This is a genomic window from Caulobacter sp. FW305-C-30-S16, assembly GCF_058783025.1.
In genome coordinates this window covers 629425-652931 of record NZ_JBYSYH010000001.1, presented here as the reverse complement: position 1 = coordinate 652931, position 23507 = coordinate 629425, and the positions used below count along the sequence as shown (strand labels likewise).

22 protein-coding genes and 1 tRNA gene are annotated in these 23507 nt (G+C 69.6%); 10 read left to right on the top strand and 13 right to left on the bottom strand.

Translation table 11 applies throughout. From position 1 onward, the window contains the following. Window positions 1-87: 87 nt before the first annotated feature. The 3 genes from AC3WJT_RS03140 to chvI are packed head-to-tail and all read right to left on the bottom strand — an operon-like array spanning window position 88 to window position 2775. Window positions 88-522, bottom strand: a complete 435-nt coding sequence (locus tag AC3WJT_RS03140) for an HPr kinase/phosphorylase (RefSeq protein WP_492341603.1) — start codon at window positions 520-522, stop codon at window positions 88-90. Further along, on the bottom strand, window positions 519-2099 hold the full coding sequence (gene chvG, locus AC3WJT_RS03135; RefSeq protein ID WP_492341602.1) for a two-component sensor histidine kinase ChvG: 1581 nt from the start codon (window positions 2097-2099) through the stop codon (window positions 519-521). The genes AC3WJT_RS03140 and chvG overlap by 4 nt, the downstream gene beginning before the upstream one ends. Continuing rightward, on the bottom strand, window positions 2068-2775 hold the full coding sequence (gene chvI / locus AC3WJT_RS03130; protein WP_492341601.1) for a two-component response regulator ChvI: 708 nt from the start codon (window positions 2773-2775) through the stop codon (window positions 2068-2070). The genes chvG and chvI overlap by 32 nt, the downstream gene beginning before the upstream one ends. 148 nt (window positions 2776-2923) lie before the next feature. Here chvI and AC3WJT_RS03125 point away from each other — a divergent pair, with 148 nt between their 5' ends. Continuing rightward, window positions 2924-4636, top strand: coding sequence for a hypothetical protein (locus AC3WJT_RS03125; RefSeq protein WP_492341600.1), 1713 nt, complete (start codon window positions 2924-2926; stop codon window positions 4634-4636). A 3-nt stretch (window positions 4637-4639) separates the two neighbouring features. Here the strand turns inward: AC3WJT_RS03125 and pseC are convergent, their stop codons facing one another. Together pseC and pseB are read right to left on the bottom strand one after the other, a co-directional pair. Then, window positions 4640-5803, bottom strand: a complete 1164-nt coding sequence (gene pseC / locus AC3WJT_RS03120; protein ID WP_492341599.1) for a UDP-4-amino-4,6-dideoxy-N-acetyl-beta-L-altrosamine transaminase — start codon at window positions 5801-5803, stop codon at window positions 4640-4642. Continuing rightward, window positions 5800-6837 (bottom strand): UDP-N-acetylglucosamine 4,6-dehydratase (inverting), encoded by a 1038-nt coding sequence (gene pseB / locus AC3WJT_RS03115; RefSeq protein WP_492341598.1) that lies wholly within the window; start codon window positions 6835-6837, stop codon window positions 5800-5802. Before pseB ends, pseC begins: the two co-directional genes overlap by 4 nt. Before the next feature lie 105 nt (window positions 6838-6942). Between pseB and AC3WJT_RS03110 the strand changes: the two genes are divergently transcribed. Next, complete coding sequence (locus tag AC3WJT_RS03110; RefSeq protein WP_492341597.1) at window positions 6943-7338, top strand: hypothetical protein; 396 nt, start codon at window positions 6943-6945, stop codon at window positions 7336-7338. Between the two features lie 13 nt (window positions 7339-7351). Here AC3WJT_RS03110 and AC3WJT_RS03105 read toward each other — a convergent pair whose 3' ends face one another. Continuing rightward, window positions 7352-7996 (bottom strand): HAD-IA family hydrolase, encoded by a 645-nt coding sequence (locus AC3WJT_RS03105; protein WP_492342365.1) that lies wholly within the window; start codon window positions 7994-7996, stop codon window positions 7352-7354. Window positions 7997-8098: 102 nt separating this feature from the next. Here AC3WJT_RS03105 and AC3WJT_RS03100 point away from each other — a divergent pair, with 102 nt between their 5' ends. After that, window positions 8099-8467 (top strand): VanZ family protein, encoded by a 369-nt coding sequence (locus AC3WJT_RS03100; RefSeq protein ID WP_492341596.1) that lies wholly within the window; start codon window positions 8099-8101, stop codon window positions 8465-8467. Window positions 8468-8528: 61 nt separating this feature from the next. Beyond that, entirely contained in the window at window positions 8529-9068 is a 540-nt protein-coding gene (locus AC3WJT_RS03095) for a hypothetical protein (RefSeq protein ID WP_492341595.1), read from the top strand. Here AC3WJT_RS03095 and modA read toward each other — a convergent pair. Continuing rightward, the gene (modA, locus tag AC3WJT_RS03090) at window positions 9065-9916 is read right to left on the bottom strand and encodes a molybdate ABC transporter substrate-binding protein (RefSeq protein WP_492341594.1); all 852 of its coding nucleotides are present in this window, start codon (window positions 9914-9916) and stop codon (window positions 9065-9067) included. The two genes, AC3WJT_RS03095 and modA, sit on opposite strands and share 4 nt — an antisense overlap. Window positions 9917-10155: 239 nt before the next feature. On the opposite strand from modA, the gene AC3WJT_RS03085 reads away from it, so the two are divergent. After that, the gene (locus tag AC3WJT_RS03085; protein ID WP_492341593.1) at window positions 10156-12153 is read left to right on the top strand and encodes an AsmA family protein; all 1998 of its coding nucleotides are present in this window, start codon (window positions 10156-10158) and stop codon (window positions 12151-12153) included. 192 nt (window positions 12154-12345) lie between these two features. Continuing rightward, entirely contained in the window at window positions 12346-14631 is a 2286-nt protein-coding gene (locus tag AC3WJT_RS03080; protein ID WP_492341592.1) for an alpha/beta hydrolase, read from the top strand. A gap of 70 nt (window positions 14632-14701) precedes the next feature. On the opposite strand, the gene AC3WJT_RS03075 is transcribed toward AC3WJT_RS03080, so the two are convergent. From AC3WJT_RS03075 to AC3WJT_RS03065, 3 genes are all read right to left on the bottom strand, one after another. After that, window positions 14702-14778 (bottom strand) — tRNA-Arg (locus tag AC3WJT_RS03075). Window positions 14779-14824: 46 nt separating this feature from the next. After that, on the bottom strand, window positions 14825-16144 hold the full coding sequence (locus tag AC3WJT_RS03070) for an NCS2 family permease (RefSeq protein WP_492341591.1): 1320 nt from the start codon (window positions 16142-16144) through the stop codon (window positions 14825-14827). Window positions 16145-16224: 80 nt separating this feature from the next. Then, window positions 16225-17496 (bottom strand): cytochrome P450, encoded by a 1272-nt coding sequence (locus AC3WJT_RS03065; protein ID WP_492341590.1) that lies wholly within the window; start codon window positions 17494-17496, stop codon window positions 16225-16227. Between the two features lie 181 nt (window positions 17497-17677). Here AC3WJT_RS03065 and AC3WJT_RS03060 point away from each other — a divergent pair, with 181 nt between their 5' ends. Beyond that, window positions 17678-17866: a rubredoxin gene (locus AC3WJT_RS03060; protein ID WP_492341589.1), complete on the top strand. Its 189-nt coding sequence runs from the start codon at window positions 17678-17680 to the stop codon at window positions 17864-17866. 233 nt (window positions 17867-18099) lie between these two features. Here AC3WJT_RS03060 and AC3WJT_RS03055 read toward each other — a convergent pair whose 3' ends face one another. Beyond that, window positions 18100-19062 carry an ABC transporter ATP-binding protein gene (locus AC3WJT_RS03055; RefSeq protein ID WP_492341588.1) on the bottom strand — a complete coding sequence of 321 codons (963 nt, stop codon included), beginning with the start codon at window positions 19060-19062 and terminating at the stop codon, window positions 18100-18102. Between the two features lie 108 nt (window positions 19063-19170). Between AC3WJT_RS03055 and AC3WJT_RS03050 the strand changes: the two genes are divergently transcribed. After that, the gene (locus AC3WJT_RS03050; protein ID WP_492341587.1) at window positions 19171-19458 is read left to right on the top strand and encodes a zinc-finger domain-containing protein; all 288 of its coding nucleotides are present in this window, start codon (window positions 19171-19173) and stop codon (window positions 19456-19458) included. A gap of 60 nt (window positions 19459-19518) precedes the next feature. Beyond that, the gene (locus AC3WJT_RS03045; RefSeq protein ID WP_492341586.1) at window positions 19519-20319 is read left to right on the top strand and encodes an isocitrate lyase/PEP mutase family protein; all 801 of its coding nucleotides are present in this window, start codon (window positions 19519-19521) and stop codon (window positions 20317-20319) included. Here AC3WJT_RS03045 and AC3WJT_RS03040 read toward each other — a convergent pair. Next, entirely contained in the window at window positions 20312-21148 is an 837-nt protein-coding gene (locus AC3WJT_RS03040; protein WP_492341585.1) for an LD-carboxypeptidase, read from the bottom strand. The two genes, AC3WJT_RS03045 and AC3WJT_RS03040, sit on opposite strands and share 8 nt — an antisense overlap. Window positions 21149-21207: 59 nt before the next feature. On the opposite strand from AC3WJT_RS03040, the gene AC3WJT_RS03035 reads away from it, so the two are divergent. Further along, entirely contained in the window at window positions 21208-22611 is a 1404-nt protein-coding gene (locus tag AC3WJT_RS03035) for a UDP-N-acetylmuramate--L-alanine ligase (protein ID WP_492341584.1), read from the top strand. Window positions 22612-22696: 85 nt separating this feature from the next. Here the strand turns inward: AC3WJT_RS03035 and AC3WJT_RS03030 are convergent, their stop codons facing one another. Then, window positions 22697-23413, bottom strand: a complete 717-nt coding sequence (locus tag AC3WJT_RS03030; protein ID WP_492341583.1) for an energy transducer TonB — start codon at window positions 23411-23413, stop codon at window positions 22697-22699. Window positions 23414-23507 lie beyond the last annotated feature (94 nt).

The window sequence follows — 23507 nt, the reverse complement described above, 5'->3', positions numbered from 1 at the left end:
GCGCGAGCCTGAAACCCTGTCTCGGTCAAACCGGGAACCCCTGCCCGATGGGCGCGGCCCTGCCGCGAAGGCGCCTAGATACGCCCGTTAACGGGCGGCTCCAAGATGCTCGATGCTGCGGCGCAATTTCGCAGGTGCGGCGAGATCAAAAGGCCACAGGGCGCGTAGCGGAAGCGTCTGATCCACGAGCTCGAGGGTTTCGTCCGCAGGGCAGCGCTCGACGGCCTCGGGCGAGGCCTCGCAGCGAATCGCCAAGTCGATTCGGCAGAAGGGGATGGCCGCCTGCGGCAGGACGCCGACGCCGCGGCTCTCCAGGAGTCCGGACAGCACCTCGGGCGCCCGGCCCCAGAGCCGGCCGCCCGAGGACCAGACGATCACCCGATCATCGGCCACCAGCCGGAATCCCTCGTCGAGCGCGCGCAGGGCCAGATCGCTCTTGCCCCCGCCCGACGGCCCCTCGATCAGCACGCCGCGCCAGCCGCCGGCCAGCGGCAGGGCCACCAGGCCGGCGTGCCGGATCATCCGCCGCGTTCCGGCAGATGGACGATGAACCGCGCGCCGACGACGCCGCCGTCAGGGCCGGGACGGTTCTCGGCGCGGATATCGCCGCCATGCGCCTCGATGATCTGCCGGGCGATGGACAGGCCGAGGCCGGAATTGCCGCCAAACGCCGTGCCCTTGGGCCGGGAGGTGTAGAACCGCTCGAAGATCGTCTCGAGATTGTCGGGCGGGATGCCGGGGCCGTCGTCCTCGACGGTCACCGCGATGCGCCCGCGCGTGCCGGAGAGGTTGACCCGCACCTCGCCGCCCGGCGCGCTGAACGAGCGGGCGTTGTCGATCAGGTTGCGGAACACCTGGCCCAGCGGTCCTTCGCGCCCGGCGACCACGAGGGCCTCTCCTTCCGCCGGTCCGATGATCCGCACGGTCGGCTCGGTGGGCCGGAGCGAGGCGCCGTAGACCTGCACGATGTCGCCGATCAGGCGGACCAGGTCGATTCGCCTGGGCTCGTCGCGCGACAGTTCCGCGTCCAGACGCGAGGCGTTGGCGATATCGGTGACCAGCCGGTCCAGCCGGCCGACGTCCTGCTTGAGGATGCCGGTCAGCCGCTCCCGCGCCGGGCCGTCGCCGACCAGATCGAGGGTCTCGACCGCCGAGCGGATCGAGGTCAGGGGATTGCGGATTTCATGGGCCACGTCGGCGGCGAAACGCTCGATGGCGTCCATCCGCTCCGACAGGCTGTCGGTCATCTGTTCCAGCGACCGGGTCAGGTCGCCGATCTCGTCCGGACGCGCGGCCAGGTCGGGCATGGAGATGGACCGCGCCCGCGCCTGCTGCACCCGGTCGGCCGCCCGCGCGAGCCGCAACACCGGCCGCGCCACCAGGGCGTAGATCAGGAAGCTGGAGAGGCTCGTGACGCCCAGGGCGATCAGGACGAAGGGGATCAGGGCGGCCCGCTCGGCGGCGATGATCGCGTCGACATCGCCCGCTTCGAGCGTCAGCACGCCGACCACAGCCCGCACGCGCCGGATCGGCAGGGAGACGGAGACCAGCTGCTCGCCACCCTCGCCGATGCGCCGGCCCTTGACCTGTTCGCCGCGCAGGGCGGCGTCCAGTTCGGTCTTCAGGGCCCTGGCGGCCCGTTCGGCTGTCGGATTTCGTTCAGGGGCCGGCGGCTTCTGACCAGGCTTGCGCGCCGGCGGCAGCGGCTTCCAGTCGACCCGGTCCGCGACGTCGTAGGAATCGGCGATCAGTCGGCCGTCCTTGTCGAACAGCCGTACGCGCTGGCTGCGCGGCAGATGCAGCAACTGCAGCAGCTGGGCCGCGCGCTGGGGCTGGAGCGCCGGCTCGGGCTCGCCGACGGTAGCGGCCTCGTCGATCAGCCGCGCGACCCAGACGCCCTGGGTGATCAGGCTCTCGATCCGGGCGTTGACCAGTCCCCGACGCATCTCGTTGAGCGTCAGGGCGCCGATGACCAGGATCGCCAGCCCGAGGAAGTTGAGGGCGATGATCAGCCGCCCGAGGCGCGATCCTTGAGGCCAGAGGCGGCGGCGCGCGGGCGCCTCCGTCTCAGGACTCGCGGTAGCGGTATCCGACGCCATAGAGGGTCTCGATCGCATCGAAGGTCGAATCGACCTGGCGGAACTTCTTGCGCATCCGCTTGATGTGGCTGTCGATGGTGCGGTCATCGACATAGACCTGATCGTCGTAGGCGGCGTCCATCAGGTTGTCGCGGCTCTTCACGAAACCGGGCCGCTGGGCGAGGCTCTGCAGCAGCAGGAATTCGGTAACCGTCAGGCGGACAGGCTTGCCGTCCCAGAGGCTGTCGTGACGCTCGGGGTCGAGGGTCAGCTTGCCGCGCTTCATCGACTTGGCGCCGGTATCGACCGGACCGCCGGCCTTGATCGCCTCGTCGATGCCGCCGCGACGCAGCACGGCCTTGACCCGCTCCAGCAGCAGCCGCTGGCTGAAAGGCTTGTGGATGTAGTCGTCGGCGCCGAGGTTGAAGCCGAGGATCTCGTCGATCTCCTCGTCCTTGCTCGTCAGCATGATCACCGGGATCTCGGACGTCTGGCGCAGCCGGCGCAGCAGCTCCATGCCGTCCATGCGCGGCATCTTCACGTCGAGAATCGCCAGGTCCGGCGGATTGTTCTGCAGGGACTCGAGGCCCGCGACGCCGTCATGGCAGGCCGTCACGGTGTGGCCATGGCTTTCAAGCGCCAGTGAAACGGAGGCGACGATGTTCTCGTCGTCGTCCACCAGGGTGATGTTGGCCATTTCAGTCCTTCGTCTTGACGGGTCTTGCGGCCTGAAACCTAACGGGGTTCCGGCCCGGCGCAAGGCAATCACCTGCCAGCATGGCCCCATTGGGGCGAATTCGCATCGTAAACGCGGCCTTAGTGCCTTCCCCCCATAGATGGGGGATATGGAACGAGGCCAGGTCCACTACGAACTCTTCGTGCGTCGCCAGCCCGGGTCGGGCTGGTCGCTGGAGATTGCGACCGAAGATCGGGCGCGCGCCATCGAGACAGCGGAACATGCGCTGGAAGATGGCCGGGCCGCCGCCGTGCGCGTCACCAAGGAGACCCTCGACCCGGAAACCCGGGAGTTCCGCTCGGTGACCATTCTCAGCAAAGGCGCGCCGGAGCGCGCCAGGACCCGCAAGGTCCGCGAGGACTCCGAGCCGCTCTGCGTCAGCCCGTCGGACCTCTACACCTGCCACGCCCGCGAACGGATCGGCCGTCTGCTCGACAACTGGCTGCTGCGGAACAAGGCGACGCCGTTCGAGCTGCTGCACCGTCCTGATCTGGTGGAAAAGCTCGAGGCGTCAGGCATCGAGCTGCAGCACGCGATCCAGAAGGTCGCCATCCCCGAGGCCCAGGCGCGCGGACTGGGCGTGCACGAGATCATCCGGTCCTTTCAGCAGCTGGCCGAACGGGCCATCGAGCGGTTGATGAAGGATCATCGCAGGGGCCTGCTGCCGAACCTCGACAAGGAGGGCTTCGCCGCCGCCGCCGAACGGCTGGTCGCCGAGCCGGACCGCGCCTACCTGCTGGGCGCGGGCGTCGCCGCGGCGATCGCACCGGCGAAGACCTGGGGCGAGAAAGTTGGGCGACTGCTCGACCTCGCCGACGCCGCGCCGACAGAGCCGCAGGCCCGCGCCGCGGCGCTGCAGGTCCTGGAACAGCCTCTGGCGGAAATCCTCGGATCGCGTGCGGGCCTGGCCGACCTGCTCGGCGGAGACCTCGATCTCGGCGCCCAGCTCGCCGCCATGACCCGCGTCGCCGGCGGCGAGTCCGTCGAGCTCCTGATCGGCATGGACGCCAAGGTAGGCCGTATCATGCCGGCCCTGCCCGAGTCGGCCTCGCGCCTGGCGACCTGGCTGTCCGCGGCCGTGTTCGAAAGCTGCAGCACGGCGATCGCCCAGAGGGTGCTGCGGGAGCTGACGGGCCCCCGCCGTCTCAAGCCGGGCGATGCGGACGCGGAAATCGACCTGCTGCGCGCCCTGGCCATGGCGCTGACCGCCGCCGGCGACCGCGTGCTGAGCCTGGACGACATCCACGAGGCCTTCTCCGCCCGGTCGCGCATGCTGGTCACCAGCGACTTCGTCGAGGCGCTTCTCGGCGACTCCATGACCGCGCGCGAGGAAGTCGAGGCGCTGGTCCGGCTGGCCGAAAACGTCACCGGGGCCGCCAACAAGCGCCAGGCCGCCCGCTACCTGGCCGCCAATGTCTCGGCGCTGCGCTTCGAGAAGGAGCAGCGCTACGGCCCTGACTCGCCCGCGACCCGCATGGCGGGCCTGGCGGTGCTGCAAAAGTCCATCCTCAGGGCCGGGCTGGTCACCGAGGACGCCGCGCCGGTGCAGGCCAAGATCGGCGAGATCGGCGGCCTGATCGAGGCCGACGGAAAGATCGTGACCCTGATTTCCCGTGCGCCGGCGCCGGCCGTACACCGGCTTCAACTGTTGTTGCGGATGGCCGTCGGCGAGGCGGCGCCGCTGGGCCCGGCGGCGGATCGCGCCCGCAGCGAAGCCCTGAAACTGGTGCGCAATCCCGACCTTCGGGACGAGCTCAGCCGCTCGCCCGAGGCCGTCGAGAAGGTGCGCGGAATGATGCAGATCGCCGGCATGGCGGCCTAGCCGCTACCGGACCAGCGACGCCTGCAACGCATCGACCACCCGCGCCACGTCGCCGTCGTCCATCGACGGATACAGCGGCAGGCTGAGACAGCGTTCATACCAGGCCTGGGCGCCGGGCAGGTCCAGCGGACCATTGCGGGCTTGCCAGTAGGGCTGGCTGTGAACCGGGATGTAGTGGACCTGGCTGCCGATACCCTGGGCCGCCAGCGCCTCGACGACCTGTCGCCGCGACGTTCCGGCCGCCTCGAAGTCGATCAGCACCGTCAGCAAATGCAGCACCGGATCAGACCCCTCCGGTCGCGCGGCGAGGCGGACCGTCGGCGCAAGCGGCTCCAGGGCGGTCTCGTACAGCGCGGCCAGTGTCCGGCGACGGCCCATGAACCGGGGCAGCTTGGCCAGCTGTGACAGGCCCAGCGCGCAGTTGATGTCCGGCAGGCGATAGTTGAATCCCGGCTCGGCCATCTCGTAGAGCCAGGGATCGGCGCCCGGCGTGCGGGTCATGCCGTGGCTGCGGGCCAGCCGCAGCCGGCCGGCGAGGTCCGCGTCGTTGGTCGTGACCATGCCCCCCTCGCCGGTGGCGATGGTCTTCACCGGATGGAACGAGAAGGTCGCCATGGATGAATGGGCGCCGTCGCCGACCCGGGCGACATGGTTGCCGACCTTCAGGCTGGAGCCGAGCGCATGGGGCGCATCCTCGACCAGGATCGCGCCGGCCTCGCCGGCCAGCGCCGCCAGAGCCGGAAGATCGCAGACGTCGCCGCGCAGATGCACCGGCAGGACAGCGCGCACGCGGCGCCCCTTCGCCCGTTGCAGCGCCTGGCCCAGGGTTTCGGCGGTCATCAGCCCGCTGTCGGGATCCACATCGGCGAACACCACGTCCGCGCCGACATAGGCGGCGCAGTTGGCGGTGGCGAGGAAGGTGATCGAAGGGACGATACAGACATCGCCGGGGCCGATCCGGGCGGCCAGCATCGCCATGTGCAGGGCCGCCGTGCCGTTGCTGCAGGCGACGGCGTGTTCGGCGCCGACCACCTCGCGGAAGGCGGTCTCGAACGCCTCGACGGTCGGGCCGGTGGTCAGGTAGTCGCCCCTCAGGGCGGCGGCCACGGCCGCGATATCGTCGTCTTCGATGGTCTGGCGGCCGTAGGGAAGGAAGCCCTCCGTCACGACCCCGTCTCGTCCAGCATCGCCATCAGCCCTTCGGCCGACAGCCAGTCGTCATTGTTGTCGCTGGCGTAGGAGAAGCCCTCGGCCACCGGCCTGCCGCCATCGGCGGGACCGAACGGTGTGCGGGTGTATTCGACGAAGGCCGGCTCGATCACATAGCGATCATCGAGCTCGACGGTCTGGCGGGCGTCATCGGCGCCGACCATGATCTCGTGCAGCTTCTCGCCGGGCCGGATGCCGACCACCTTGATCCCGGCGCCCGGCGACATGGCGTGAACCAGGTCCGGCATGGACATGCTGGGGATCTTGGGCACGAAGATCTCCCCGCCGCGCATCAGGGTCAGGGACGACAGGACGAAGTCGACGCCCTGGTCGAGGGTGATCCAGAAGCGGGTCATGCGCGGATCGGTGACCGGCAGTTCCGTCGCGCCCTGGGCCAGCAGCCGACGGAACAACGGCACCACACTGCCGCGCGAGCCGACCACGTTGCCGTAGCGAACCACCGCGAACCGCGTGCCGATGTCGCCCGAAAGATTGTTGGCCGCCACGAAGGTCTTGTCCGAGGCCAGCTTGGTCGCGCCGTACAGGTTGACCGGGTTGCAGGCCTTGTCGGTGCTGAGCGCGACCACCTGCTTCACGTGGTTCGACAGGCTGGCCCAGACCACGTTCTCGGCGCCGATGATGTTGGTCTGGATGCATTCGGACGGGTTGTACTCGGCCGCCGGCACCTGCTTCAGGGCCGCCGCGTGGATCACGATGTCGACCCCTCGCAGGGCGAGTGTGAGGCGCGAACGGTCGCGCACGTCGCCGAGGAAGAAACGCATCTTCGACAGCAGTTCGGCCGGCAGACGCTCGCGCATCTCCTGCTGCATCTCGCTCTGCTTCAGCTCGTCGCGGGAATAGACGATCACCTTCCGCGGCGCGTAGCGGGTCAGGACGGTGTCGACGAAGCGTTTGCCGAAGGACCCCGTGCCGCCGGTGACCAGGATCACCTTGCCGTCGAGATCAAGATTGTCGGGCGCGAAGCCGGTCATGGACGTTCCACAGCGGGTGCTGATTCCCGATTGAATCCCGCCGTCTGCTACGCTTCGCGCGAATGTGTAAACGCCGCGTCAACCATGTTCGCGCGATGATGCCGCATGGATCGCCGCCTCGCCCTCGCCGCCGCCCTCGCCCTGCTGCCGACCGTCGCCGCCGCAAGCGGCGGGGAGGAGAAGAAAAAGGGCGGCGGGGTTCAGTTTCTGCAGATCAAGGCGATCCTGGCGACCATCCTCCGGCGGGACGGGAGTCGCGGCGTGGTGACGGTCGAATGCGGGCTCGATGTGCCTGACGAGAAGCTGCGCGCCCTCGCCGACCAGTCCCAGCCGCGCCTGCGGGCGGCCTTCGCCGGGTTCATCCAGGCCTATGCCGGCGGCCTGCCGGCCGCCGGGGTTCCGGATGCCGACTACATCGCCCGCGAACTGCAGCGGCTGACCGACGCGACCCTGAAGAAGAAGGGCGCGAAGCTTCTGCTGGGCACGATCCTGGTGAACTGACCGCCGGGGGCTCCTACTCGAAGATCAGGTCCGTCGCCGCCGACAGCTCGGCCAGCGCCTGGTCGACGCCGCCGACCTTGATGGCCCGCATGCCCAGCATCGCCGCCGGCTTGCAGTTGATGCCGAGGTCGTCGAGGTAGACGCAGTCCGCCGGGTCGACCGCCAGCTGCTCGCACATCATCTGGTAGATGCGCGGATCCGGCTTGCGGACGCCGGCCTTCGAGCTTTCGATCACCACATCGAACATGGCCATCACGCCGGCCACCTGGGCGGCCTTGCTGCTGGTGCCGGCCATGCCCGCGCCGTGACCGGTCTGCACGTTGTTGGTGATGCAGCCGACCTTGAAGACGTCCTTGCAGGCCGCGAGCGCCGCGACCATGCGCGGCCGCACGTCGCCGGACAGTCTCGGCAGGATGTCGGCGCCGCGCACCGCGTGGCCGAGCGCCGTGGCCTCCTCGAGGAACTTCACGTCGAAGCCGGCCGTATCGATCTCGTTGCGCTCGAACAGGGCCCAGGCGTTGGAGTCCGGGTTGGTCGAATTGACCCGCCGGATGAAGTCTCGCGGCAGGCCGCGCTCCTCCTCAAACCGGTTGAACGCCTCGAACGGCGAGGAGGTGATCACCCCGCCGAAATCCCAGATCACCGCTGCAACCACGATCAACACCCCTTTTCGCGCCGCTGTGCGCGAAACCTGTTCCACTGCCCGATCAACGCGCTCTAGAGACGGGTGGTCCAGGACGCAACCCGCAGGCCCACCCGCATGGTCCCTCGCCCCCTCCGTATCGGCGTTTTCGCCCTCGCCTGCGCCGTCGTCGGCTGGCTGTCGCTCGTCCCGACCACCACGATCCCGGGCCTGTTCACCCTGTGGGACAAGATCGAACATGCAGCGGCCTACCTCGGCCTGACCCTGCTCGGGCTCTACGCCTTTCCACAGCGAATGGCCCGGCTGGCGATCGGCCTGGTCCTGGGCGGGATCGGCGTCGAGATCCTGCAGACGACGATGGCGCTGGGCCGACAGGGCGATCCCGCCGACGCCCTGGCGAACACCCTCGGCATCGCCACGGGCCTGCTGCTGGCGCTCGCGATCCGCGAACGCATCAAGGTTAAGTCTCCCGCCGGGGGTGAATAGCCGGGTGCGAGCAGCCTCTCGCGCCTAGGGTGGCGTCCTGATCTCCACCGGAGAACCCTGGATGTCCGTTCGGCTGACCCTGCTGGCCCTGTCGACGCTGGTCCTCAGCGCCTGCGACGGCAATCCGCTGCAAACCGCCGCGCGCGAGACCTGCTGCTGCGACCGGTGCCCGACGTCTGCCGCGCCCGTCGCGCCGGCGGCCAAACCCGCAAAAGCGCGTCCCGTCGAAACCCGTACCGCCGCCCGCACGGTGCGCGTGCGCCATGAGCGCAGGGTCGAGCGCGACTACGTCTACCGCGAGACGGCCTCCAGCGGCTATGGCGGTCGGTACGGCGCGACCTATGCCGGCGGTTCGGTCCAACAGACGGCGGGCTATGGCTACAGCGAATCCTCCAGCGGCTATGCCTACGGCTCGGCCTCGGGCGGCGGCTATGGCTATGTGCCGGTCGCCGGCCCCTGCTGCGCCGGCGGCGGACCGGTTCCGGCGCCGTCGCCCTGTTGCGCGCCTGGCGGCCAGGGCGGCCCGCACTATCGCGGCTACCGCTCGGCCAGCACCGACAGGGACGGCTACCTGACCTGGCCCGGCAAGGTCGAGGACTAGGCCGGACGCCCCGCCAGGCCGAAGCCGTAGCGCTTGAAGATCGCCGCCGCCTGCGGCCCCTGCAGAAACCCGAGGAAGACCGCCGCCGCGCTGTTGCGCGAGGCGGACGTCACCGCGCCGGGATACACGATCGGCGGATGGCTGGAGGCCGGGAACACCCCGACCACCTTGACCTTCGGCTCGGCCCTGGCGTCGGTCGCATAGACGATGCCGAACGGCGCCTCGCCCCGCGCGACATAGGCCAGCGTCGTGCGGACGTTCTCGGCCGGCAGCAGCCTGTCATCCACCGAGTCCCAGACGCCGAGGGCGATCAGCGCGGCCCTCGCATACTTTCCCGCCGGCACGGCGGTCGGATCGGCCACGGCGAGCCTGCCGGCGCCGAGCGCTTTTGCCAGAGGGAATCCCGGCGCGATCCCAAGGGTGACCTTCGCGCGCGCCGGCGCGATCAGCACCAGCCGGTTCGAGAGCAGGCGACGGCGCGAAGCCGGGACGATCCCGCCCTTGCCGGCCAGCCAGTCCATCCACTCTTCATCGGCGGACAGGAACAGGTCGGCCGGCGCGCCCTGGTCGATCTGGCGCGCCATCGCCGATGAGGCGCCGAAGCTGAAACGGACCGGCGCGCCGGTCTTCGCTGTCCAGGCTGCGCCCGCCGCCGTCAGCGACTCCTGCATGGACGCTGCGGCGAACACCGTCAGGGGCGGGGCGGCCCGTACGACGGAGGGCAGCAGAAGCGTCGCCGCGCCGGCCAGGACCATCCGTCTGTTGTGCATCATCTGCTCCGCGGGCGTGGCGTGGCCCTTGCGATCCATCTGGTCGCTGGATCGAAACGGGACAAGGGGAGACCACATGCGTTCGCCAAACGGGCCACTTTTCAAGACCTACGAGATTGTCGCCATCGTCGCGTTCCTGACCGCCGCGGCCGCCTGGGCCGGTCTGAAGCTGGTCTACTAGACCGTCCTTTCGACGGAACCCCTTCGGCTTCCCCGCGCTTAAGCGCCGGGGGTCGCCGGAGACCTGAGTATTGCCGATCCGCTGGCCAACAGCCGCGACCGCCGCCGTGGCCCACCCCGTCGCGGGCTGGACAGCCATGTCGCCACGAGCCCGCATCGGCGTCTCGGTCGTGAGCGTCTTCATCGTCGCGCTGATCGCGCTCCTGCTGCTCTTCGACTGGAACTGGCTGCGCGGGCCGGTGGGCGCGGCCGCCTCGGTGCGGCTCGGCCGGACCGTCGAGATCGTCGGGGACCTCAAGGTCCGCCCCTGGTCCCTCAGCCCCAGCGCCGAGGCCTATGACGTGCGGATCGCCCAGCCCTCATGGGCCGGGACGGACGCCGACATGGCCCGGATCGGCAAGCTGGCGGTCCGGATCGAGATTCCGCCGCTGTTCGCGGGGCGAACGGTGTTGCCGGTCCTTGAAGTCATCCGTCCGCGCCTTGAGCTGGTGCGACTGGCTGACGGCCGCGCGAACTGGACGTTCGACGGCAAGGGCGGCGGCAAGGGCATGAAGCTGCCCGCCATCCGGCGTTTCATCATCACCGACGGCCGGATCAATCTGGACGACCGTCAGCGCCGCACCCGGTTCTCCGGCACGGTCTATACAGACGAAACTTCCGACGGCGCGGATCGTGGCCTGTTCGCCCTGCGGGGCGAGGGCCGCCTGAACGGGGCGCGGTTCCTCGCCAGCGTCACCGGAGACCCGCTGCTGAACGTCTCGCCGAACCGGCCCTGGCCGTTCCGCGCGGACGTGCGGGCCGGCGCGACGCGGATCCAGGCCAATGCGCGCATCGTGAAGCCCTTTGATCTGGGCCGGTTCGAAGGCTCGGTGACCGTCACCGGCGCCGATCTCAACGAGCTCTACGGCCTGACCGGCCTGGTCCTGCCCAACACGCCGCCCTACTCCGTTTCGGGACAGATCACCCGGCGCGGCACGCTCTATCGTCTCGACAAGACGAAAGGCCGGATCGGCGACAGCGACCTGTCCGGCGACCTGTCGGTCGAGACGCGCGGCGAGCGTCCCTTCCTCACAGCCGATCTGCGTTCGCGGCGGCTGGACTTCGATGACCTCGGAAGCCTCATGGGCGGCGCGCCGGCGACGCGCGGCGGTGAGACCGCCTCGCCGGAACAGGCCGCCATGGCCGGACGGATGGAAAAGGCGGCCCGCCTGTTTCCGGACGCGACGCTGCAGGTCGAGCGCATACGGGCGATGGATGCGAAGGTTACCTATCGCGCCGACACGGTGAACGCGCCCGGCCTGCCGCTCTCGAAGGTGGCCCTGACGCTCAGCCTCAAGGATGGGGTGCTGACCGGCGATCCGGTCGCCCTGACCTTCTCGCGCGGTTCGATCGGGGGCCTGGTGCGGCTCGACGCGCGCGGCGCGCAGCCGCGGACGGACGTCGACCTGCGCCTGACCGGAGCGCGACTCGAGGACTGGATCAGGTTCGGCGCCGTGGGCGGACAACCGGCCGTCGAAGGCCAGATCGTCGCCCGCGCGAGACTGACCGGATACGGCAATTCCGTCCGCAAGGCCGCCGCCAGCGCCGACGGGTCGCTGACCATCGTCAGTCCGCGCGGCGAAATTCGTCAGGCCTTCGCTGAGCTGTTGGGGGTGAACGTCTTCAAGGGTCTCTACCTGTTGCTGTCGGAAGACCCGCGGCAGACGGCGATCCGCTGCGCCGTCGCCGATTTCCGGGTGAAGGACGGCATCGCCCGCTCAAACCGGATCATCGTCGACACCGGGGTGGTGCTGGTGACGGGCTCGGGCACAATCAACCTGAAGACCGAGCGACTGAACCTGGTCTTCGAAGGCGAGAGCAAGAAGCCGCGCCTGCTGCGCCTGTTCATCCCGATCCGGGTCGATGGCCCGCTGGTGAAGCCCGGCGCGACCTCGCAAACCGGCAACGCGGTGGCCCAGGGCGGGGTCGCCGTCGCCCTGGCCACCCTGCTGTCGCCGCTCGCGGCGATCCTGCCGTTCGTCGAGGCGGGTCTGGCGGACGACGCCAACTGCGCTGCGCTGGTCGCCCGGGGCCGGGCGAAGGGCGCCCCGGTGCGCGGGACGACCACCCCTGCCGGGGCGGACGCCGGCCGCTAGATCAGCCCGCGGCCGCTCGCGAGGGCCGAGGCCGTGGAAAAGTGGCGGCCCCCGGCCCCCGAAGACACCACCTCACGCAGGGTCTTCGCCGGCCTCGGACGATTCAGCCGGCGGCGATTCTCCTGCGGGTTGTGATCGGGTTGACGCTGGCGACAGCGATTGCATACCGTCGGTCGTCGGGAGGGGCCGGGGATGAAACTCATCGCGTTTGGCCGGCCGCTGCTGGCGGCCCTGGTCTGCCTCGTCGCCGTCTCGTCGGTGACCGCCGCCCGCACCCAGCCCGGCGGGCTGAGCCTCGAGGTGTTCGCCGCCGCGGTCGACCAGGGGGACGACACGGCTGTCAGGGTCGCCCTCGCTGACCCCGTCTTCCGCGCCCGGATCGAAGCCGCCGACCAGACCGTGCCGCTGCTGCAGGCGGTCGGCGCGGCCGAGACTCTCGACCTCGAGCTTCGCCGGACGGTCTGGCAGGAAGCGCTTGGCGAGGCCCGGCGGCAGGCTGAGCTGCCCGCGCCGGCCGAGGCCGTCGGATTCCGCAAGGCCGCCCTGTTCGAGGTTGCCGGCCAGTACCGGGCGTTCCTTCAGGACGAGTATCTGCTGTACCGGTTCGCCACCCTGGCCGGACCGGGCGACGCCAATACGGCGAACATCCAGACGCTCGTGGCCGTTCGCAGTGACATCCGGCAGCTCTTCGACCAGGCTTTCGGCGGCATGGCCAATTGTGACGCCGGCACGGCCTGTGACGGACGCCGGACCGCCCTGCAGGCCGAGGAAGCCGCGTTCGACGCCGGGCCCGCCGCAAGGTCGATCGACCTCATGGTGCGGGCGGCGGCGGCCGAAGATCGGGCCTATCGGCTGTTCAAGGTCTACGACCCCGGGCGGCGCGGCCGCACGCGGGCGTTCGAGGCGTCCCGCGACGCCTTCCTCGAGGCCGCCGGCCTCTATGGCCAGGCCCGCGACCAACTGCGGTCGGCGGGCGCCGCGGACGCGGCCGGACGGGCCGAGGCCTATCGCCTGAGAGCCATCGAGCGGGCCGACTGGGCCGACGACCAGGTCAGGGACATCGGCCGGGACATGGTCGATTCCGCGGCCCCGCCCCCGCCGCCGCCGCCACCTCCCGTGATGCTCGCCGCGCCGCCGCCGCCGCCGCCGGCTCCTCCGTCGCCACCACAGCCGGCGCCGCCTGGCCGGGCCAGCGACCTCGCGAGGGATGAAGGCAAGGCGGCGGTCTATCTCACCCCCTACGAGCAGGAATGCCTGCGCAAACGCACCGCCGCGGGCACCCTGGAGGACCCCAACAGCGCTGAAGTCGGCGTCTACTACGCCACCAGCCGCCAGGGCGTGACGCCCGATCCGGCCCGCGACCGCTACTTCGGCGCGCGCTCGGAACCGTTTGCCGGCGACCGAGTCCGCCTCAACTACGGTCTCGCCAGGGTCAACGTGCCCTGCATCCGCAAGCGCGGAGAGCTGGAGCGCCCGGGCGAGTTCCTGATCATCCAGTTCGAGACCGCGCACCCGAACAATCACTTCATCCTTGAGGGCGTGACGCGCTTTGACAGCCAGGACGCCTGGCTCGCGGCCATCGACAGCGACGTCGACCGGTCGCGCCGCAAGGAGGCCCTGCTTTACGTGCACGGCTACAACAACAGCTTCGCCGACGCCTCCTATCGCGCCGCCCAGCTGCATGCGGACCTGTCGATCGACGGCGCCACGGTGTTCTATTCCTGGGCATCGAAGGAAAGCATGCTGTCCTATGCCGCCGACCGCAGGACGGTGGAGCGGAAAGAGGAGGTCGAGGCCCTCGCCGACACCCTGATCGCCCTGCGCAAGAGCGGGGCGACGCGGGTCTATGTCGTCGCCCATTCGATGGGCAACCGGCTGACCCTGGCGGCGCTCCAGCGGATCGCCCTGCGCGCGGACCGGCCCGACAGGCCCTTCGACGAGCTGGTCATGGGCTCGGCCGACATCGAGAAGGCGCTGTTCGAAACCTACTGGCAGTCGGCCTCGCCGCTGGTCACGCGGACGACCCTGTATGCCTCCAGCCAGGACAAGGCGATGCTCGGAGCCCGCCTGCTCCCCGGCCCGCAGCGGCTGGGCGACGCCTTCCCGTCGCCGATGACCTTCCCCCGCGTCCAGACCATCGACACCAGCCTGGTCGCCGGCGCCGGCCTTGGCCACAACGACTACAGCGGTTCGGGCCTGGCCGACGTGCGGGCCACCCTCTGGCTCAGCATGGCGCCGGACGCACGGTGCATTCTCGAGGCCGACCAGAGCGGCGGGTACTGGCGGATCCGGGCCGAGCGGGTAGGCGAGGTCGACTGCTCGGACGACGCCTTCGACGACGCGGTCCAGCTCAGCCGCCTGAAGGGCTCGCCGGCCGAGGCGCAGCTGTGGATCGACAGCCGCGCCCGCGCCACGCCCGGCAACTCCTATCTCGCGCGGTTACGCCAACTGGTCCTGAAGCTCGTCGGAAGGACCTAGGGGGCTGTTGCGGCAAACGGGGGCAGGGCCTGGCGCTCTGCGGCGGCCTGGCCACCCTTCAACACCACGATGGCGCACCCGACACGATTCGAACGTGTGACCTTTGCCTTCGGAGGGCAACGCTCTATCCAGCTGAGCTACGGGTGCGGATCGCTGGCGGAGGCGGGTCAATAGCGGAAAGATTCGCCGCGCGCTACCCCGCCGCCAGCCAGATGAAGCGGGCGGCGAACAGGGCCGCCAGCAGGTAGAGCATCCAGTCGCCTGCGCGGGCCTGACCGCGGGCCAGTTTGAGCAGGGCGTAGGCGATGATCCCGAACGCCAGGCCGTTGGCGATCGAGAAGGTCAACGGGATGGCGATCAGCGTCAGGAAGCCGGGGATGGCGACCAGCGGGTCGTCCCAGTCGAGCTGGGCCAGCGGGGCCATCATCAGCGCGCCGACCAGGATCAGCGCCGGAGCGGTCGCCGCCGCGGGGATCAGCTGCGCGAACGGAGCGAACAGCAGGGCGACGAGGAACAGCAGCCCCACCACCACCGCGGTCAGGCCGGTGCGCCCGCCGGCCGCGACCCCGGCGGCGCTCTCGATGAAGCTGACAGTGGTGGTCGTTCCGGCCATCGAGCCGACGATCGCCGCCGCCGAGTCCGCGACGAGAATCCGGTTGAGACGCGGGATCGTCCCGTCCGGCGCGACCAGGCCCGCGCGCTGGGTCACCGCGACGAGGGTGCCGACATTGTCGAACAGGTCGACGAACAGCAGGACGATGATGATCTCGATCAGCGCCAGCACCGCGCCCTTGCCGCCGATCCCGAGGGCGCCGGGAATGTCGAGCCGGAAGGCGGTGCTGGTCAGCGCCTCGAAACTGTAGTCGACCGGCGTCCACTGCATCGCGCCGACGGCCCAGGCCAGCGCGGTGGTGGCGAGAATCCCCACCAGCATCGCCGCGCGGATACGCCAGGCGAGCAGGGCCCCGGTCAGGACCAGTCCGAACAGGGTCAGGCCGGCGGTCGGGGTGGTCAGGTTGCCGAGGGTCACCGTCGTGGCCGGGCTGGCGACCACCAGTCCCGCGGCGCGCAGGCCGATAAAGGCGATGAACAGACCGATGCCGGCGGCGATCGCCGCATACAGGGAGCGCGGCACGGCGCCGACCAGCAGCCGTCGCACGCCCGAGACCGTCAGGATCAGGAACAGCACGCCCGACAGGAAGACGCAGCCCAGCGCGGTCTCCCACGGCAGGCCCATGCCCTTGACCACCGTGTAGGTGAAATAGGCGTTCAGCCCCATGCCGGGCGCCAGCGCGATGGGGTAGTTGGCGAACAGGCCCATCATGATCGAGCCGAAGGCCGCCGCCAGACAGGTGGCCGCCGCCGCCCCGGCCATCGGCATCCCGGCGTCGGCCAGGATCGTCGGGTTGACCATGATGATATAGGCCATGGTCAGGAAGGTGGTCAGCCCGGCGAGCACCTCGGTGCGCACGGCGGTGCCGTTTTCCTTCAGTCTGAAAAGACGCTCCAGCATCGCCTGACCTCCCCCGCCGTCGGGAGGGCGAGGTTAGCGCGCCGGCGCGCGCCCGCAAGCGGCGCGGGGCGCCCGGGCGGTCAGGTCATCCGGTAGCGGATCGGCACCGACTTGGGCCCGCAGACGAAGCTGGCCTCCATACGCTTCGGCTCGCCGTCCAGTTCGACGCTCTCGAGGCGCGGCAGCAACTCTTCCCACAGCACGCGCATCTCCATCCGGCCCAGATGCTGGCCGAGGCAGACGTGGGCGCCGTAGCCGAAGGCGACGTGCTTGTTGGGCGTGCGCTGGATGTCGAACTTGAACGGATCGGTGAACACCGACTCGTCCCGGTTGCCGGACGGGTAGCTGAGCATGATCCAGTCGCCCTTGGCGATCTTCTGGCCCGCGACCTCGGCGTCGGCCGTGGCGCTGCGCATGAAATGCTTCACCGGGGTCTCCCAGCGGATCGACTCCTCGACCAGTCCGGGGATCAGCGACAGATCCGCCTTCACCTTCGCGAACTGGTCAGGGTTCTGGGCCAGGGCCCACATGGCGCCGGACGTGGTGTTGGAGGTGGTGTCGTGGCCGGCCGTGGCGGCGATGATGTAGTAGCTCATCGCCTCAAGGTGGCCGAGCGGCTTGCCCTCGATCTGGCCATTGGCGATCACGCTGGCGAGGTCCTGGCGCGGATTGGCCCGGCGGTCCTCAGTCATGGCGTTGAAGTAGGTCATGAAGTCCATGACCGTGGCCTGGAGGTTGGCCAGGCCGGTGTCGACGTCGGTCACCGCGCCGCCGCGGTTCAGTTCCGGGTCGGCGCTGCCGAACAGTTCCTGGGTCAGCTTCAGCATGCGCGGCTCGTCGATCTCCGGAACGCCGAGGACCTCCATGATCACATGCAGCGGGTAGAGGAAGGCGACGTCGCGGGCGAAGTCGCAGCGGTCGCCCATGGCGGCCATCCGGTCGATGAAGCCGCGCGCGATCTCGCGGATGCGCGCCTCCAGGCCGCGGATGTTCTGCGGCAGGAACCAGGCCTGGGTCAGGCGCCGGTAGTTCATGTGGTCGGGGTTATCCATCTGGACCAGCGAGCGGACCAGGTGCGGCGAGCCGCCGGTCATCTCGCGGACGCGCTTGTCGACCTCGATCGGCGTGACCACCGTGGCCAGGTCGCCGTTGTGGAACAGGTCGTTCTGCTTCTCGATCTCCTGGATGTCGGCGAAGCGGGTCGCGACCCAGAAGGGATCAAACCCCTCCGGCTGGGCCTTCGCAAACGGCGCGTTGGCGCGCAGCCACCGGAACGCCTCGTCGACCCGATGGCCGTCGGCGTAGGCCTTGGGATCGACGATGGTGTTGGCCACGTCCTGGGGAATCATCATCGCACGTCTTCCTGTCCGGTCCCGCGCCGCCTGTCTCCAGCGGCTGCGAGACATGTTGTTGCCTCGCCCGCACTACGGACCAACAATTCGGCGGTTGAATTGACGTGGATCAGTTCACGGCGATTGGGCGTCAATCAGGCTGGGGATCACCCCCTCAGGCTCTCTCGACGAAGGACGACCGATGGCCGACGCCCTGCCCTACAAGACCTGGCAGTGCCGGACGTGCGGCTACCTCTACGACGAGGCCGAGGGCGATGTCGGCGAGGGCCTGGCCGCCGGGACGCGATGGTCCGATATCCCTGACAGCTGGATCTGTCCGCTGTGCGGGACGGCCAAGGCCGACTTCGACATGGTCGAGCTGGAGTTCTGAGGGGGCCGCTTGGCGCCGACGCTTGGCAGGGGTCGTCCTGATGTCTTGATGAGCATTCTTGCTCCGGCGGGACCTTCGTCAAGGACGACCCCGGCGGGGTCGCCGCTGCGCGGCCGCGAAGCGGTCCTTGACCAAGGTCACCGTCCGGAGCGAACCATTCCATCAAGGCCTTCAGGGCGTATCAGCATCCGGAGATGCAGGGAGGAAGGCGTGGGACCGGAGCGCCTCGCCCCTCAGTCCTTCGTCGGGTCCTTGCCGTCGGCGGCGCCGTAGGTCAGGGCGAGGAAGACGTCCTCGAGGTCGGGGTCTTCGGTGGCGATGTCCTTGATGTGCAGGCCGCTGGCCCGCACGGCCGCCAGCACCTGTTCGACGCTCGACTGGCCGGTCTTGTAAGTCACCGAGAAGGACCCGCCGCTGCGCAGCTTCGCCTCGAAGCCGGTCAGGTCCGGGGCCGTGGCGACCGGCTCTTCCGGCGTGACGATCACATTGCGGGTGTCCAGCCGCTGCAGCAGCGTCGAGGTCGGCTCGCAGGCGACCACCTCGCCGCGGTTGACGATGGCGATCTGGTCGCAGAGCTCCTGCGCTTCCTCGAGGTAGTGGGTGGTCAGAACGATGGTCACGCCCAGCCGGTTCAGACCGACGACGTAGTTCCACAGCTGCCGACGCAGCTCGACGTCAACGCCGGCGGTCGGCTCGTCGAGGATCAGCACCGGCGGATTGTGCACCATGGCCTTGGCCACCATCAGCCGGCGCTTCATGCCGCCGGACAGCTGGCGGACATAGGCGTCCGCCTTGTCGGTGAGGCCGAGGGCCGCGAGCAGCTCGTCGGTGCGGCGCTCCTTCTTCGGCACGCCGTACATCCCGGCCTGGGTTTCCAGCGACTCGCGCGGCGTGAAGAAGACGTCGGCGGCCAGTTCCTGGGGCACCACGCCGATCGCGGCGCGGGCGTCGCGCGGGCGCTCGTCGATGTCGCGGCCCCAGATCTTCACCGTCCCGCCAGTCTTGCGGGTCAGGCCGGCGAGGATGTTGATGAAGGTCGACTTGCCGGCCCCATTGGGGCCAAGCAGACCGAAGATCGAGCCGCGCGGTATCTTCAGATCGATGCCGTTCAGCGCCGTCTTTTCCGGCGTGGTCTTGGTGGCGGCGTAGGTCTTCACGAGACCGGTAGCCTCGATGGCGTGGTCAGGCAGGTCCATTCGGGCTTTCTGGCGGGCTTGCGGTCAATTGACGCCCCGGCGGGACCTCGCATAGGTATGCCTGACAGGCCGCATCGCCAAGGGCGGCTTTACCCGGGGACGATCCAAATGGCGCGCAAGGCCTCCGCAAAATCCGTCAACGGAACGACCCCGACGGCTACGCCGCCGCAGGCCGCGGCCTTTCCACCGCCCGAGACAGTGACCGTGCGCTCGCACCGTATCGCCTGTGACGGCGTCGGCGGGGCGCTGGGTCACCCGCGCGTCTGGCTGGAAATGGGCGGCGCGGGCTTCGTCGACTGCCCCTACTGCGACCGCCGCTTCGTCGCGGCGACCGCGGCCGGCGACGAGGACGAGCGGCTGGCGCCAGGCGTCTACGAGGGCTCCGGCGGCCATTGAGGTCCGGTTCCCGCCAACCGCGGGGCTGACGATCCGACAGGGCGGCTCTAGTCTGGCGTCATGACCGATCACGCCGAGACCTTCCGACGCCTGCACGCGGGCCCCGACCTTTTCATTCTGCCCAACGCCTGGGACGCAGGCAGCGCGCGGGTCATCGAGACCCTCGGCGCGAAGGCGGTGGCGACGACCAGCGCGGCCGTTTGCTGGAGCCATGGCTACGCCGACGGCCACCATCTGCCGGTGGAGTTCCTGGTCGCGACCGTGCGGGAGATCACGCGGGTCATCTCCATTCCGCTGACCTGCGACTTCGAGGGCGGCTATGCCGATGATCCGGCGACGGTCGGCGAGAACGTCCGCAAGGTCATCGACGCCGGCGCGGTGGGGATCAACATCGAGGACGGCGGCGGCGATGCGGACCTGCTGGCGGCCAAGATCGAGGCCGTGCGCAAGGCGGCCGACGGCGCCGGGGTTGACCTGTTCATCAACGCAAGGACCGACATCTACCTGCGCCGGATGGCCGAGGGCGAGGCGGCGGTCGCCGAGGTGCTGCGGCGGGCGGCGCTCTACCGGTCGGCCGGCGCGGACGGCCTGTTCGCGGCGGGCGTCACTGTCCCCGGCGAGATCAGCGCCATCGCGGCGGGCTGCGGCCTGCCGCTGAACGTCATGGCGAAGGCGGGGCTGCCGAACGGGCCGGCGCTTCAGGCGCTCGGCGCGCGGCGGATCAGTTCGGCCACAGGCCTGGCCCGCGCGGCCCTGGCGGCGCTGAACGCGGCGACAACGGCGTTCCTGGCGACCGGCGACTCCGACGCCCTGGCCGCGACCGACACGGTCGGCGGAAACTACAACGACCTGTTCAGATAAGGCCGAACGGCACGATCCGGTTGTCGGCGTCGTGGCCGATTTCGGCGCGGCCGAGATACGGGATGCCCGAGCGTTCGCACCAGTGTCGACACACCTCTTCGGCGGTCATGCCGAAATCCGGGTCGTTCTGCGGAATGTCACTGCAGCGGCCCAGCCGGATGCCCGCGACCTCGCGGATGCCCGGGTTGCTGGTGATGTGGAACAGCGACCGGTCGAGCCGGTACATGTATTCGCCGACGTCCTCGAGCAGCAGCACATGCCCGGTGAGGTCCGGCTGCAGGTCGGTGCCGAGCAGCTGGCTCAGCACGGTGATATTGAACGCCGCCGCCTTCTGGCCCGGCTTCAGGCCGGGCTCCAGCGCGGCGCGGTCGCTGTCGACGATCCAGGCCAGCGCCCGCGCAACGGCCGCCTCGCCGCCGGACCGGCGGATGTCATGCGCCGCCGGACCATGCACGGGCCGGCCGATCCCATGACGGTGAAGGCCCGCCAGAATGAAGCCGAGATCGCTGTAGCCGAGATAGATCTTGTCCCGCGCGGCGGCCGTCAGGCCGGCCAGCACCGCCCCGGCGATACGGTTGGAGCCATAGCCGCCGCGGGCGATCCACAGGGCGTCGAACGTCGGGTCATTGGCCACCCGCAGGAAGCCCTCGGCACGTGCCGCGTCGTCGCCGGCGAAGTGGTTGTGGGTCAGGAAACACTGCGGATCAAAGACGAGCTGGACGCGCCCGTCGGGGTACAGCCGGGCGACCAGGGCCTCGACTTCGGCCGGCACGGCGGGGTCGATGCGCGAGGCGGGGGCGACGACGCCGATCCTGACCGGTTTGACCATCTGCTCGCGGACCTGTCGGGCGGTTTGTCACCCTGTCCCCGACCGTATATTTCCCGGGGATGATTCAGGACAGACCCTACTTCTTTTGCGGGATTGGCGGCAGCGGCATGCTGCCCCTGGCCCTGATCGTCCAGGCGACCGGCGCGACCGTCGAAGGCTCCGATCGCGCCCTCGACCAGGGCCGCACGGCGCCCAAGTTCGAGTTCCTTCGCGCCCGGGGGATCAGGCTGTTTGCGCAGGACGGCAGCGGCGTCACGCGCGCTGAACAGATCATCGTCGCCACGGCCGCCGTCGAGGACACGGTGCCGGACGTAGTCGCCGCCCGGCGGGTGGGGGCGACGATGCTGTCGCGCGCCGAGTTGCTGGCCGACCTGTTCAACGGCGCGCCGCAATCCGTCGGTGTCGCCGGCACCAGCGGCAAGTCGACGACCACCGCCATGATCGGCTGGATCCTGCACCGCACGGGCCGCGATCCGACGGTGATGAACGGCGCGGTGATGAAGAACTTCGTCACCGAAGACACGCCCTTCGCCAGCGCCCTGGTCGGCCAGGGCGGGCTGTTCGTCAGCGAGGTGGACGAGAGCGACGGCTCAATCGCCCGCTACTGGCCGCAGGTGGCGGTGATCAACAACATCAGCGAAGACCACAAGACGATGGACGAACTGCGGGTGCTCTTCCGCGACTACGCCCTGAAGGCCCGCACCGTGGTGCTGAACCTCGACAACGACGAGACCGCCCGGCTGGCCGCCGAGCTGCCGGGCGAACGCCAGTTGACCTGGAGCTTCGAGGATCCCTCAGCTGATCTGTATGCGGACGATATCGCGCCCGCGCCCGATTCGATCGCCTTCCGGCTGCGTGAGCAGGCGGGCGACACGACAGTGTCGGTGCGGTTGAAAGTTCCCGGCCGGCACAATGTCGCCAATGCGCTCGCGGCGCTCGGCGCCGTTCGCGCCCTGAACGTTCCGCTGGCGGACGCGGTGGCGGCCATCGAGGGCTATGAGGGCGTCAAACGGCGGCTGGAGGTGGTCGGGTCGAAAGGCGGGATCACCGTCATCGACGACTTCGCCCACAACCCCGACAAGATCGCCGCAACGCTCGACACCCTGCACGCCTTCCCCGGCCGCCTGCTGGTGATGTTCCAGCCGCACGGCTTCGGCCCGCTGCGGCTGATGCGGAAGGAGTTCGTGCGCGGCTTCCTGGAGGGTCTTTCGGAGGACGACGTGCTGCTGATGCCGGAGCCGGTCTATTTCGGCGGTACGACGATCCGCGAGGTGACCAGCGAGGACATCGCCGCCGATATCCGCGCCGGAGGCCGCACAGCCGAAGCCCTCTCCGACCGCCCGGCCTGCGGCGACCGGCTGGTCGCGCTCGCCCGGCCCGGTGACCGCATCATCATCATGGGCGCCCGCGACGACACCCTGTCGGTGTTCGCAGCCGAGGTGCTGGAGCGGCTGGCGGACTGAGCACCATCCCGTTCCACCGCTCGCTGTCGCGGGAGGTGGTGTAGGTGCGCCGGACCATTGGTCCAAAGGCCAAACGCCTTGCGGACTACCGCAGTTGGGCGCTTGGATCAGCCGGGTTGGTCAGCCTGATGCTCACGATGATGTCCGAGTTGACCATGTTCCCGCCCGCTGCGCCGATATCCACCCGATAGGCCGGAGCGAGGGACAGGGCCGCGCGACCCAGATCTGACCGCCACGGTGTTTCACCCGCGACGCGGCAGTTCGAAAGGCTGCCGTCTGCCTCAATGCGACAACGGAGCGCGGCGGTTCCCTGTACAATATTCGTCAGCGCTTTCGGCCAGGCCATGCGGATCGCCTCGCCGGAGGGAACCTGCGCCCATGGCGCCTCGGTGACGAAGGTCTGACCACCCACCGGCGCTGCGACGGTATAGAAGACGCGAACTTCGTTGCCGGTGTCCACCCCCGACACGCGACCCGTCGTCCATTGCGCCTCAACCTGTTGCACAGCGACCCGGCCAAAGCCCATGCCCTCCGGGATTTCCCGCTCGGCCCGGCACGCCTCGAGCTTCCCGCCAGCGCGACGGCAGACGACCACGACCCACCCGTTGACGGTCGGGTCAAGCGACTCACGCGGATAGAGGTCCGGCGATAGGCGGCGACCGGCTGTGGGTGACCCGCGCATCAATCGCGACACACCCCTTTGCCTCGGCTCCGTCCACGACGGTGACGGAAGGGACCGCGGCTGGCCGGACTGGGCCCAGGCGACCGTCGTCGCGCTGCCGCCAAGGGCGAGGAAGGCCAACACGATCAATCCTAGGCGCTTCATAACGTCCCCCACCCACTCGCCCTACAGTCGCAGGCTCCCCGTCGTTGGCAAGAGCCGCCAATCCACGGAT

What these genes read in the sequence shown, in the direction of transcription:
- AC3WJT_RS03140 (WP_492341603.1), bottom strand. Translation starts at nt 522, where the DNA reads ATGATCCGGCACGCCGGCCTGGTGGCCCTGCCGCTGGCCGGCGGCTGG.
- chvG (WP_492341602.1), bottom strand. Translation starts at nt 2,099, where the DNA reads ATGGCGTCGGATACCGCTACCGCGAGTCCTGAGACGGAGGCGCCCGCG.
- chvI (WP_492341601.1), bottom strand. Translation starts at nt 2,775, where the DNA reads ATGGCCAACATCACCCTGGTGGACGACGACGAGAACATCGTCGCCTCC.
- AC3WJT_RS03125 (WP_492341600.1), top strand. Translation starts at nt 2,924, where the DNA reads ATGGAACGAGGCCAGGTCCACTACGAACTCTTCGTGCGTCGCCAGCCC.
- pseB (WP_492341598.1), bottom strand. Translation starts at nt 6,837, where the DNA reads ATGACCGGCTTCGCGCCCGACAATCTTGATCTCGACGGCAAGGTGATC.
- AC3WJT_RS03110 (WP_492341597.1), top strand. Translation starts at nt 6,943, where the DNA reads ATGGATCGCCGCCTCGCCCTCGCCGCCGCCCTCGCCCTGCTGCCGACC.
- AC3WJT_RS03100 (WP_492341596.1), top strand. Translation starts at nt 8,099, where the DNA reads ATGGTCCCTCGCCCCCTCCGTATCGGCGTTTTCGCCCTCGCCTGCGCC.
- AC3WJT_RS03095 (WP_492341595.1), top strand. Translation starts at nt 8,529, where the DNA reads ATGTCCGTTCGGCTGACCCTGCTGGCCCTGTCGACGCTGGTCCTCAGC.
- modA (WP_492341594.1), bottom strand. Translation starts at nt 9,916, where the DNA reads ATGTGGTCTCCCCTTGTCCCGTTTCGATCCAGCGACCAGATGGATCGC.
- AC3WJT_RS03085 (WP_492341593.1), top strand. Translation starts at nt 10,156, where the DNA reads ATGTCGCCACGAGCCCGCATCGGCGTCTCGGTCGTGAGCGTCTTCATC.
- AC3WJT_RS03080 (WP_492341592.1), top strand. Translation starts at nt 12,346, where the DNA reads ATGAAACTCATCGCGTTTGGCCGGCCGCTGCTGGCGGCCCTGGTCTGC.
- AC3WJT_RS03070 (WP_492341591.1), bottom strand. Translation starts at nt 16,144, where the DNA reads ATGCTGGAGCGTCTTTTCAGACTGAAGGAAAACGGCACCGCCGTGCGC.
- AC3WJT_RS03065 (WP_492341590.1), bottom strand. Translation starts at nt 17,496, where the DNA reads ATGATGATTCCCCAGGACGTGGCCAACACCATCGTCGATCCCAAGGCC.
- AC3WJT_RS03060 (WP_492341589.1), top strand. Translation starts at nt 17,678, where the DNA reads ATGGCCGACGCCCTGCCCTACAAGACCTGGCAGTGCCGGACGTGCGGC.
- AC3WJT_RS03055 (WP_492341588.1), bottom strand. Translation starts at nt 19,062, where the DNA reads ATGGACCTGCCTGACCACGCCATCGAGGCTACCGGTCTCGTGAAGACC.
- AC3WJT_RS03050 (WP_492341587.1), top strand. Translation starts at nt 19,171, where the DNA reads ATGGCGCGCAAGGCCTCCGCAAAATCCGTCAACGGAACGACCCCGACG.
- AC3WJT_RS03045 (WP_492341586.1), top strand. Translation starts at nt 19,519, where the DNA reads ATGACCGATCACGCCGAGACCTTCCGACGCCTGCACGCGGGCCCCGAC.
- AC3WJT_RS03040 (WP_492341585.1), bottom strand. Translation starts at nt 21,148, where the DNA reads ATGGTCAAACCGGTCAGGATCGGCGTCGTCGCCCCCGCCTCGCGCATC.
- AC3WJT_RS03035 (WP_492341584.1), top strand. Translation starts at nt 21,208, where the DNA reads ATGATTCAGGACAGACCCTACTTCTTTTGCGGGATTGGCGGCAGCGGC.